The 10,861-nt window shown below is 63.1% G+C and carries 9 protein-coding genes; 4 read left to right on the top strand and 5 right to left on the bottom strand.

Features of this window, described 5'->3' with window-relative positions:
• Positions 1–72: 72 nt before the first annotated feature.
• Positions 73–510 carry a hypothetical protein gene (locus tag BMY91_RS05605; RefSeq protein WP_090819637.1) on the bottom strand — a complete coding sequence of 146 codons (438 nt, stop codon included), beginning with the start codon at positions 508–510 and terminating at the stop codon, positions 73–75.
• A gap of 208 nt (positions 511–718) precedes the next feature.
• On the opposite strand from BMY91_RS05605, the gene BMY91_RS05600 reads away from it, so the two are divergent.
• Together BMY91_RS05600 and BMY91_RS05595 are read left to right on the top strand one after the other, a co-directional pair.
• A complete protein-coding gene (locus tag BMY91_RS05600; RefSeq protein ID WP_090819634.1) occupies positions 719–1,315 on the top strand; it encodes a dihydrofolate reductase family protein in 597 nt (198 codons plus the stop codon).
• A gap of 96 nt (positions 1,316–1,411) precedes the next feature.
• Positions 1,412–1,843: a LexA family protein gene (locus BMY91_RS05595; protein ID WP_090819633.1), complete on the top strand. Its 432-nt coding sequence runs from the start codon at positions 1,412–1,414 to the stop codon at positions 1,841–1,843.
• On the opposite strand, the gene BMY91_RS05590 is transcribed toward BMY91_RS05595, so the two are convergent.
• On the bottom strand, positions 1,840–2,856 hold the full coding sequence (locus BMY91_RS05590; protein WP_090819632.1) for a LacI family DNA-binding transcriptional regulator: 1,017 nt from the start codon (positions 2,854–2,856) through the stop codon (positions 1,840–1,842). The two genes, BMY91_RS05595 and BMY91_RS05590, sit on opposite strands and share 4 nt — an antisense overlap.
• 136 nt (positions 2,857–2,992) lie before the next feature.
• Here BMY91_RS05590 and BMY91_RS05585 point away from each other — a divergent pair, with 136 nt between their 5' ends.
• Both BMY91_RS05585 and BMY91_RS05580 read left to right on the top strand, forming a co-directional pair.
• Positions 2,993–4,459, top strand: coding sequence for a sugar porter family MFS transporter (locus tag BMY91_RS05585; RefSeq protein ID WP_090819630.1), 1,467 nt, complete (start codon positions 2,993–2,995; stop codon positions 4,457–4,459).
• Positions 4,460–4,635: 176 nt separating this feature from the next.
• Positions 4,636–5,934 carry a Y-family DNA polymerase gene (locus BMY91_RS05580; protein WP_090819627.1) on the top strand — a complete coding sequence of 433 codons (1,299 nt, stop codon included), beginning with the start codon at positions 4,636–4,638 and terminating at the stop codon, positions 5,932–5,934.
• 43 nt (positions 5,935–5,977) lie between these two features.
• Here the strand turns inward: BMY91_RS05580 and BMY91_RS05575 are convergent, their stop codons facing one another.
• From BMY91_RS05575 to nirB, 3 genes are read right to left on the bottom strand one after another with little or no spacing between them, the layout of a single operon-like run.
• A complete protein-coding gene (locus BMY91_RS05575; RefSeq protein WP_090819624.1) occupies positions 5,978–7,135 on the bottom strand; it encodes a uroporphyrinogen-III synthase in 1,158 nt (385 codons plus the stop codon).
• 12 nt (positions 7,136–7,147) lie between these two features.
• Positions 7,148–8,182, bottom strand: coding sequence for a uroporphyrinogen-III C-methyltransferase (gene cobA, locus BMY91_RS05570; protein ID WP_090819621.1), 1,035 nt, complete (start codon positions 8,180–8,182; stop codon positions 7,148–7,150).
• 9 nt (positions 8,183–8,191) lie between these two features.
• Positions 8,192–10,822, bottom strand: coding sequence for a nitrite reductase large subunit NirB (gene nirB / locus BMY91_RS05565; RefSeq protein WP_090819618.1), 2,631 nt, complete (start codon positions 10,820–10,822; stop codon positions 8,192–8,194).
• Positions 10,823–10,861 lie beyond the last annotated feature (39 nt).

Genomic DNA, 10,861 nt, shown 5'->3' with positions numbered 1-10,861 from the left:
GACTATGGGCCTTATGTTCCCACCGGGCAGGGGATCTGTAAATGAGGTGGAGTAACCCGGTTTGCCCGGCGCTTAGTGGGTGGTGATGCGGGTGTACACCATGTCAAAGTCGTGTTCCAGCGGGCCGCCGGGGTAGGTTCCGCGTTCCAGACGGGCGTTGATGGTGTTCCCGTCCTCACTGAAGCGGCCAACAAAGCGCTGGGGCCAGTCCGGTCCGTCCCGGAAAAGGGTCCACACACGGTTTCTCAAGGTCATGTCATAGATCCGTGCGACGCCGCGCGAATCGAAGTAGTGCTGCTGGAAAGTGCCGTCCGAGCCGGTGGCACCGATGATGCTCACCGCGTTGGGATACTCGGGCCGTTGGACCGTGGAACGTTGGATGAGGAAGCCTCCGCTTTCCAGCCATTCGAACGTGGTCCGGCCAGGGGCTTCGAGGCCCTCGATGGACGTTTCCCACTCGCCGACGAGGATGTTCAACTGCTCCAACGTGGGTCTTGGATCCTGTGCCATGGCGGCCCTCTCTTCGCGTCTTCGCGGATGTGAACACGATCAGCGTAGGGCTGCTCGGTTCCGGAGCATAGGGGCAAAGCATGAGCTTGGAGAATCGATCGAAAGTTGCTGTGGTCAGGTGTTGGGAGGCGCTGCTCGTTGTGGGCCGCCGTCGAGCTTGTTGCGTCGGCACCTAGGCACGCCGGAAGGCCGGTGGCAGGATTGGCGCATGAGCCTGGTCACCTGCGATCTCACCGTGTCCCTTGATGGTTTTGTTGCCGGACCCAAACAGTCCCTTGAGCAGCCCTTGGGGGAAGGCGGCGAAAGCCTGCACCGCTGGCAGTTCGAGGAAGTTGAGGCGAATGTCGCTGAGGTGGCCGGCATCTTGGAAGCCGGCGCGTACATCATGGGCAGGAATATGTACGCCGGCCCGGGCCCCGATTCTTGGGACCCGGATTGGCGTGGATGGTGGGGCGAGGAGCCGCCGTATCACGCACCGGTTTTCGTGCTGACTCATCACGCTCGGGAGCCCTTGGAGATGGAAGGCGGAACCACGTTCCATTTCGTCACGGACGGAATCGAGGCTGCACTGGACCGTGCCCGCGACGCTGCCGGCAGCAAGAACGTAGCCATCGCGGGCGGAGCGGAGACTGCGCGGCAGTTCCTCTCGGCGGGGCTGATGGACGAGCTCCGGCTCCACATCTCACCGATCATTCTTGGCGGCGGCGAGCGGCTGCTGGACGGCGTCAGGGGTGTGCGCCTTGAACCTGCGGACGTGGGCGGTACCGGCCTGGTGACGCACGTACGGTATCGGGTGTTGCGCTAGCAGGTCGGTCCCTGGTCGGTCCACAGCGGGCAGGAACATTGTCGGTCACGCACTGTACACTCAAGTATCGAACATATATTCGAATAAAGGTGTGTTGTGGGCGTGATCGTCGGCCCCCGCGTGATAGATGCGGGCTTTTCCCTGATGTCGGTACTGCTGGCTCCCATTCCGGTGGCGGCAGGGTACCCATCGCCCGCGCAGGATTACTTTGATGGCCGGATCGATCTCAATGAGCACCTGATCAAGGATGTCACCAGCACTTTCGTGGTGCGGGTGACGGGTCAATCCATGGAGGGTGCCGGGATCAGTGACGGTGACGAGTTGATCGTTAACCGGGCCCTGGAGCCCAAGGACGGGTCCGTCGTCGTAGCCGTCCTGGATGGCGAGCTGACCATCAAGAGGCTCCGCGTCACTCCGTCGGGTGTGGTGCTTCAGGCAGACAATCCCAACTATCCGGACATTCGGGTGCCCGCCCTGTCAGAGCTGACCATCTGGGGCGTGGCTACCACGTGCCTGCATCACATTTAACTGCTGGCCGGCGGTGGTGCCGTCGAATTGCGGACCACCAGTTGCGGTGTGAGCCGCCTGTCGGCGATGGGTGCTTCCGGGTTGCTGAGCCGCTCCAGGGCCACTGTTCCGGCGATCTGCCCCAACTCGACAGCGTGAAGGTCAACGGAGGTGAGGTCGATGCCGTGGAGCCCCGAGGTTCGCGAATTGTCGTAGCCCACCAGCGACAGCTCGGACGGGACCGAGAGGCCCCTGGCGTACGCGGCCTCGCGCGCCCCCAAGGCGAGTTGGTCGTTATGGGTGAAGATCGCGGTCGGTCGGTGGGCCATGCCCAGGAGTTCGTCGGCCGCGCGCCTGCCGGCGTCTTGGGTGAAGTCCGCAGCGGCCAGCGTGAGCGGCTTCAGTCCGGCGTCGCGCATGGTTTTTGCATAACTTTGCCTGCGGACGGTGTGGCCGTCGTACACCGGGCCCGCCAAGTGGGCGATCCTTGTATGGCCCAGGCCAATGAGGTGCTCGGTGGCGGCGCGGGCGCCGGCGTCGTCATCGGAGTAGACGCTGTCCACCCCCTCCACCGGGCGGGTGACGCTGACCAGCGGAACGATCCTGGCCAACTCCTGCACCCGGTGCTCGGTGTCCAGCAGGGTCGCGGCGATGATGATTCCCACGCGGGCCTCTATCAGCGACTCGAGGGCACCCTGGTCCTCACCGTCGCTGGATCGCGAGACGCTGAGGATGAGCCTGTTGCGGTCCTGCGGCAGTGCCGTGCGGACGCCGCTGAGGATGTCGGCGTAGACCTCGTTACGGATATCCATGAGGTAGAGGCCGACGGCGGAGCGGTGCTTGCGAGCCAAGTCGGCAGCTACTGCGTTGGGTCGGTAGCCCAGACGCTTGGCGGCGTCGAAGATGGCCTGTTTGGTTTCACCGCTGACCCCGGGCGCGCCGCGGAAGGCAAAAGAGACAAGTGTTCGGGAGACGCCGACTTCGCGGGCGACGTCGCTTTGCGTGGCGGAACGATGGCGGTGGTCGGAAACCATGTCCTCATCTTCCCATGGTGGTGAATCATGAAATTAAGTCATTTGTCAGTTTGACCTTACATTTAAGCCTTTCGCGCGTTAGTCTCTATGGAGAGCGGGTGGGTATGACCCGCACCACACTGACAAAGGAGTCCTGATGTCTTCGACGCAAACGCAGCGGGGAGGCGCCCCCGGCGTTTCGCTCCCTCCGCTGACCAATGGCCCGCACAGAAAGCGCCTGGGGCTCGTTGCCCTGGTGGCCACATTTGGAGGCCTGCTGTTCGGTTATGACACTGGTGTCATCAACGGCGCACTGAGGCCCATGACGGTCGATCTCGCCCTGACACCCCTGACGGAAGGAGTCGTCACCAGCTCACTCTTGTTTGGAGCTGCTGCCGGGGCGGTTGGGGGAGGGCGCTTGTCCGACGGCTGGGGCCGGCGGAAGACCATCATCCTGCTCGCTGTCCTGTTCCTGGCCGGAACCCTTGCCTGCGTCTTTGCGCCGAACTTTGAGGTAATGGTTTTGGGCCGGGTCATCCTGGGTCTTGCCGTGGGTGGAGCTTCCACAGTGGTGCCCGTCTTCCTTGCAGAGCTTGCACCCTACGAGATCCGCGGCTCACTGGCCGGGCGGAACGAGCTCATGATCGTCATTGGCCAACTGGCGGCGTTCGTGGTCAATGCCATCATCGGCAACGTCTGGGGCGAGTTCGGCGGAGTGTGGCGCATTATGCTTGCCGTCGCTGCATTGCCTGCAATTGCACTGTTCTTCGGAATGCTGCGGATGCCGGAGTCGCCGCGCTGGCTGATCTCCAAGGGACGTTGGGAAGAAGCGCTGGTAGTCCTCAAGACCATCCGTTCCGAGGAGCGTGCCGAAGCTGAAATGGCTGATGTAAAACACCTTGCCGACGAAGAACGCGCTTCCAAGGCCACCTCGTGGGGTGCCCTGAAGGACAAGTGGATCCTGCGCATCATTCTGGTGGGTATCGGCCTGGGGGTTGCCCAGCAGCTGACGGGTATCAACTCGATCATGTACTACGGCCAGTCCGTGCTGGTCGAAGCTGGTTTTGACTCCAACGCGGCCCTGATCGCCAATATTGCCCCCGGCGTCATTGCGGTGGTTGGCGGCGTGATTGCCCTGACGCTCATGCAACGGGTCAACCGCAGGACCACATTGCTCCTTGGGTTCACCCTGACAACTGTTTGCCATTTCCTGATCGGCATCGCCTCGATCGTCCTGCCTGTGGGCAACGCTGCGCGCCCGTTCGTCATCCTGTTCCTGGTGGTCGCGTTCGTCGGCTCCATGCAGACGTTCCTGAACATCGCTGTGTGGGTGATGCTGTCCGAGATTTTCCCGTTGCACGTGCGTGGCTTCGCCATCGGATTATCAGTGTTCTGCCTCTGGATCGCCAACGCGCTGCTCGGTCTCTTCTTCCCGACGCTGGTTGCCGGTGTGGGAATCACCGGTACGTTCTTCCTCTTCGGGGTGGTGGGAATCGCGGCCCTGATCTTCATCTACACCCAGGTTCCCGAAACCCGCGGACGCACCCTGGAAGCGCTTGAGGAAGATGTCACTACGGGCGCCATCTACCTGGTGCACAAGAAGGAATCGTCTGGAGTTTCCTAGCTTTTCTGTCGATACTGCGCCCCGTCCTCCGGACTTTTCCACATTCCGGCGGACGGGGCGCTTTGTTGTCGGAGGTAGGCGATACAGTTGAACCATTCGAATATATGTTCGAATCAGCGGCGTGTCCTGCGCGGAGTATGCGGGTGTGCGTGCTAGCAACGAACTCAGGGAGAATGATGTCCAAGCCAGCCCTCATGCATCACATGCAGGAGATCGCCCATGTGGATATCAACTGTTTCTATGCATCGGCGGAGAGGGCTTTCAACCCTGCGCTGGAGGGTAAGCCACTTATCGTGCTGTCAAACAATGACGGTTGCGCCGTGACCAGGTCGCCGGAAGCCAAGAAGTTGGGCATCGGGTTGGGAGAGCCGTGGTTCAAGCTTGCTCCACGGGCCAAGGAATGGGGGCTGATTGCGCTCTCCAGCAACTACGAGCTGTACGGCGATATCAGCTCCCGGGTCATGGAGCTTCTGGCCCGGTACTCAGCGTGGCAGGAGGTGTATTCCATCGACGAAGCGTTTCTTGGGGTGAAAGGGAAACCCGAAGACCTGTTGGAGCTGGGGCGCACCATCAAGGTTGCCTGCCAACGGCATGTGGGGGTCCCTGTCTGCGTCGGAATCGCGCCCACCAAAACCTTGGCCAAGCTCGCCAACAAATGGGCCAAGCACAACCCGGTTTTCAATGGTGTGTGCCGCTGGGACTCCATTCCCGCAGAGGAACGCCAAGCCCTCATGGCACGGCTGTCCGTTATTGAAATCTGGGGTGTGGCAACCCGGCTCACCAAGCGGCTGAATGCCATGGGGATCTTCTCGATCCTGGACCTGGTCCGCGCCGACCCCATCGCTTTGCGGGACAAATTCTCCATCGTCATGATGCGAACGGTCCTGGAGCTCCAGGGCACACCGTGCATCCCCATGGAAGAAGAAAGGATCGGCCGGGACCAGCTGATTTTCTCCCGTTCGTTTTCCACGCCGATTACCACCACGGAGCAGTTGCGGCAGGTGCTCAGCGTCTATGGCCAGATGGCCAGTGCCAGGCTGGCAAAGCATGGCCTTCAAGCCAAACTGCTGACGGCCTTTGCGGCCACATCGGTCTACAACCCCCATGACAAATCCTTCCCCACGGTCACCGTCAGGCTGCCCATGCCCACTGCGGACCCCGTGCTCCTGACCAAAGCCGCACACGCACTGGTGCCCAAAATCCAGGAAGGCGTGAAATACGCCAAAGCAGGGATCATGGTCACGGACCTCCGTCCCAGCGGCAACCAGAAACCGCTGGAGATCTTCGAGAACCGGCACGAGGAGCGCGGGATTGGCCCACTGCTGGAGCAAGTCAGCAAAAGATATGGCCGCGGCTCCATCGGGCTTGGCCACGCAGGCATCAAAGGCGGCCCGGACTGGACCATGAAACGTGACATGCTCAGCCCCCGCTACACCACCAACTGGGACGAACTTCCCCTGGTGAAGGCGGCGTAGCGTGGCGGAGGACGGAGCGTCGGGTCATGGCGCACCGCGGCAGCTAGGCCCGCAGTCTGTAACCGCGCTTCACCACGGTTTCCACCAGCCTGCCGTCCGGGAGCGAGGAACGCAGCCTGCTGACCGTCATGTCCAAGGCGTGCACGGAGCCGCGCAGATCCAACAGGTCAGAGAGCGCTTCGCGGGACAGGACAGCTCCACCCGCGCCGAGCAGCGCACGCAGGAGCAGCAGCGGAGCCGGCGCAAGCTCCACCACTTCACCGTTGATCCGCAAGCAGCGGCCCCGAAGCTCGATCGTGGCGCTCTTGGTCTCCAGGCGTCGCACATGGTTCAGGGAGAGGTGCTCCGTCACCAAACGGATCAGGGCCCCCATCCGGTAGCGGTCGGGGATAAGGGGCGTCAGCCCGGCGTCGACCAGTGGTTGTGCGGTAACAGGCCCAACGGCGGCAACAGTCACCGGTCCCTTGAGTGCTTCGATGAGTTGGCGGTACAAGCCCATTTCGTGCGCGGTGCTCCACATGGCGTCCACCGCGGGGGCACTGGTGAACGTCAGCACATCGAGGTTTCCGCCCACCACAGCCTCGATCAGGCGAGGAAGCTTGTCTTCGCCGTCGGGCTTGACCCAGCGGTACGGGGTCACGGTGAGCACGGTGGCCCCGGACATGCGCAGCCGTTCAAGCTGGCGGACATCGGTGTACCCATGCAGCTGGACAGCTACGGTCTTGCCTCGGACACCCTCAGCCAGCAGCATATCCACCAGGGTTGCGGTGGTTTCGTCACTGCTGATTCCGACGTCGGCAAGCCCAGCCGCGCGCACGGCTCCGCGGGCCTTGGGGCCGCGGACGAACATGCGGCAGGCAGACAGGGTTTCCAGAAGCTGCTCGCCGATGCCGAAGGAATCAGCGGCTTCGCACCAGCGGCGCATGCCGTAGGCCGTGGTGGCAATGCAGATATCCGGCTGGGCAGCAATGATGGTCCGCGTGTCCTCGATGAGGACCATGTCCTCCTGCACAGGGGCGATCTTCAAGGCGGGGGCGTGCAACACGCTTGCACCGCGGCGTTCCAGTGCCTCAATGAGGTCACGGGAACGGCGGTGCGAGGTGACGCCTATGCGGAATCCGTCCAGCGGCGCTTCGGCGGTTTCGGATACCTCGGGAGCGGCCGTAGGGTCCTGGATTTCGATGGCACGTGCAACAGTCATGTGTTTTTACCTTCAGGCTTCAAGGAGCGAAGCCGCGAGTCGGCTCAGTTCGGCGGATGCTTCGGCGTGATTCCGGTTGGCTTCAGCCACCCTCACCACCTCGCCGATGACCAGCACCGCAGGGTTGCTGCAGCCGGTGGCCGCAGTTTCGATGGTACCGAGGTCCGCGATGGTGGTGCGCTGTCCGGGGCGGTATCCACGCTCCACCACAGCCATCGGCATGTCCGGCTTCATCCCCGCCCTACGCAGGCCAGCGGCCAGCTGGGGCAGGGTCCCGATGCCCATGAGCACCACGATCGTCCCGCCAAGGCCGGCAAGGTGGGTGTGTTCTTTCTCCGTCAATGGCGCGTGGCCGGAGACCACGGTGAACATGTGGCTCACTTCGCGGTGCGTCACCGGGATACCGGCCGCGGCAGGAACAGAAATCGCGCTGGTGACACCGGAAATGACCCGTATCGGCACGCCGGCAGCAACGCAGGCAGCCACTTCTTCGCCGCCGCGCCCAAACACGTAAGGATCGCCGCCCTTGAGCCGGACCACGTTCTTGCCCAGCAACGCGGCTTCCACCATGAGCTTTTCGATGTCCCGCTGCGTAACCTTGTGGAGGCCGGGCTGCTTGCCAACATCCACCAGCTCGGCAGAGGTCAGATCGGCCAGCTCCTGGTAGGGAGCCAGGCGGTCATAGAACACGACGTCGGCATCCCGCAAGGCGTCGACGGCGCCAACGGTCAGCAGGTCCAGGGCCCCTGGCCCTCCACCCACCAGCGTCACGTGGCCGTCGGCACCTGGTGCAGGCTCGAACGCCACCGGGATTCCGGCCTCGCGGCAGCGATCCACCAGTGGCAGCCAGCCAGCCTCGCCGTCATCCACCACAGCTACCAGGAAAGGACGATCGGGCAGCTGGCCGTCGCCCGGTACTCCTTCCGGGGTGCTGAGCCGGTACACCTTGGCGCCAGCTTGCTGATAACGGCGGACTGCTTGGCGGGCAGACTTTTCGGATCCCGTGACAAGGACGTCGCGGCCGGTCAGATCAATGGTGAGCTGCATGGTGAACCCCTAGTTTTCTACGCCGACGGTTTCGCTGCGGACCGGGATGGTGGAGGCAATGAGCACGCCGCCCTTTTCTTCGTTCGTGGCGGGGCGGATCTGGCCACGCTCCGGAACGAAGGAGATGGACTCGTCCTTCTGGTCGGGGGCGTTGACGAAGGAACGGAACCGGCGGAGGCGCTCCGGGTCCTTCAGGGTCTCGGCCCACTCGTCCTCGTAGGTGTCGATGTGCTTGGCCATGGCGGCTTCCAGCTCATCGGCGATGCCCAAGGAGTCGTGGACCACCACATCCTCGACGTGCTTGATGTCGCCGTCGAGTTCTTCCTGCCACCGCGCGGTGCGCTGCAGGCGGTCAGCAGTGCGGATGTAGTACATCAGGTAGCGGTCGATGTACTTGAGCAAGGTTTCGTCATCCAGGTCCTTGGCGAGGAGCTTGGCGTGCGCCGGGGTGGCACCACCGTTACCGCCCACGTACAGGTTCCAGCCGTCGGCCGTCGCAATCACGCCCACGTCCTTGCCACGTGCCTCGGCACACTCACGGGCGCAACCGGACACACCCATCTTCAACTTGTGCGGGCTGCGGAGGCCGCGGTAGCGCAGCTCCAGGGCGATGGCCATGGCCACGGAATCCTGGACGCCAAAGCGGCACCATGTGGATCCAACGCAGGACTTCACCGTACGCAGGCTCTTGCCATAGGCCTGCCCGGACTCGAAACCGGCATCCACCAGTTCCTTCCAAATATCCGGGAGCTGCTCAAGGCGGGCGCCGAACATATCGATGCGCTGGCCACCAGTGATCTTGGTGTACAGGTTGTACTTCTCGGCAACGGCTGCGATGACACCCAAACCCTTGGGCGTAATCTCGCCACCGGCGATGCGGGGGACCACCGAGTACGTTCCGTCCTTCTGCATATTCGCCAAGGCGCGGTCATTGGTGTCCTGCAACGAGCCACGTCCGGCGTCCAGGACGTAGGCCGAGTGCTGGCTGGCAAGGATGGAGGCAATGGTCGGCTTGCAGATATCGCAGCCCGCGCCCGTGCCGTACTTGGCCATGATCTCCTCAAAGGAGGTCAGTTCCAGGACACGGATGGCATCGAAGAGTTCCTGGCGGGACAGGCTGATGTGTTCGCAAAGTGCCTTGGAGACCTCGATGCCGGACTTGGTCAGTTCGCCTTCAAGCAGCTTCTTCAGCATGGGAACGCAGGATCCACACTGGGTACCGGCGCGGGTGCAGCCCTTCAGCTCACCGAGTTCCTGTACAGGAGCGCTGCCTTCGCAGGCGCCGCAACCATTGATGGCGTCGCGGATGGTTCCGGCGGCCACGTTGTTGCAGGAGCAGAGGATGGCGTCATCAGGGAGTTCGGTCTCCGGGGCTTCGCCACCGCCGGCAGCGCTCAAGTAGGCGCCGGGCTCAGCCGAAAGCTCGCGGCCAAGGAGCGGGCGGAGACTCATGTACGGGGAGGCATCACCGACGAAGATGCCGCCCAGGAGGGTCTTGGCATCGTCGGTGGTGACGATCTTCTGGTAGACGCCGCGCGCGGGGTCGGCGTAGACGATCTCGAGGGAGTGCTCAGTCCTGGCGAAGGCGTCACCGAAGCTGGCCACGTCCACGCCGGACAACTTAAGCTTGGTAGCGGTATCGAAACCGGGGAAGGTTGCCGCTCCGCCGTGCAGGCGATCGGCAACGATCTCGGCCATCGTGTTGGCCGGTGCAACGAGGCCCAGGCACATGCCCCCGAAGTTGGCTACCTCGCCGATGGCCCAGATGCCGTCCACTTCGGTGGCGCAGAAATCGTTGATGACCACGCCGCCACGCTGGCCCAAGCTGAAGAGCTGCTCTTCGCCGTCGGCTGCGCGGAAGAGATCGTCGCGGGGCTTGACGCCGATGGCAACGATCACGAGGTCGGCGTCGATGGTGCGGCCATCAGCCATCAAGACCCCGGTGACGTTGCCGTCGTCGTCAGTAACAACCTCGGACGGGAAGACACCACCGTGGACTTCGAAGCCCTTGGCTTCGATCAGCCGGCCAAGGGCCTGGCCTGCGCCTTCGTCCAGCTGGGTGTTCATGAGCCAGGGGGAGCCGTTGATGACGATCGGGGTGGCGCCCAGCTGCTCGGTACCGGCTGCGGACTCAAGCCCCAGCAGGCCACCACCGATGGTGACGGCGTTGACCTTGCGTCCCAGCTTCTCTGTCAGCTCGGCGATGGCCTTGTTGATGGCCCATACGTCTTCGAGCGTCCGGTAAACGTGGGTGTGCTCGGCGCCCGGGATGGGGAGGCGGGCTGCATCCGAACCGGAAGCAACCACCAAGTGATCGTACTCGTACTTGTTGCCGGCCGCTGTGATCACGCTCTTGGCCACGGAATCGATTTTGACGGCGCGCTCGCCGGTCTTGAGGGTGAGTGCCTTGTGGTCCCACATGGAAGCCTCGCCCAAAGTGAGGTCAACGCCGGTTTCCGTGAGTGCCTTGCTCAGCGCCACGCGGTCGTAGGGGAGATGGGCCTCTTCAGTGAGGACCGTAACCTGCCAACCTTCAAGTCCGCGGTTGACCATGGCATCGGCGAAACGGTGGGCAGCGGGGCCGCCGCCGACGACGACGATGCGGCGCGGGTTCTCTGTACTTGAAGTGTGTCCGGTCACTGGTGGGCCTTTCGCAGATGTTGCAGACGGATCTCCGCA

This window comes from Arthrobacter sp. yr096 (genome assembly GCF_900108925.1).
Classification (GTDB): domain Bacteria; phylum Actinomycetota; class Actinomycetes; order Actinomycetales; family Micrococcaceae; genus Arthrobacter.
The sequence above is the reverse complement of the archived record's forward strand: the minus strand, read 5'-3'. Positions and strand labels throughout refer to the sequence as shown.

What these genes read in the sequence shown, in the direction of transcription:
- cobA (WP_090819621.1), bottom strand. Translation starts at nt 8,182, where the DNA reads ATGCAGCTCACCATTGATCTGACCGGCCGCGACGTCCTTGTCACGGGA.
- BMY91_RS05575 (WP_090819624.1), bottom strand. Translation starts at nt 7,135, where the DNA reads ATGACTGTTGCACGTGCCATCGAAATCCAGGACCCTACGGCCGCTCCC.
- BMY91_RS05590 (WP_090819632.1), bottom strand. Translation starts at nt 2,856, where the DNA reads ATGGTTTCCGACCACCGCCATCGTTCCGCCACGCAAAGCGACGTCGCC.
- BMY91_RS05585 (WP_090819630.1), top strand. Translation starts at nt 2,993, where the DNA reads ATGTCTTCGACGCAAACGCAGCGGGGAGGCGCCCCCGGCGTTTCGCTC.
- BMY91_RS05605 (WP_090819637.1), bottom strand. Translation starts at nt 510, where the DNA reads ATGGCACAGGATCCAAGACCCACGTTGGAGCAGTTGAACATCCTCGTC.
- BMY91_RS05600 (WP_090819634.1), top strand. Translation starts at nt 719, where the DNA reads ATGAGCCTGGTCACCTGCGATCTCACCGTGTCCCTTGATGGTTTTGTT.
- BMY91_RS05580 (WP_090819627.1), top strand. Translation starts at nt 4,636, where the DNA reads ATGTCCAAGCCAGCCCTCATGCATCACATGCAGGAGATCGCCCATGTG.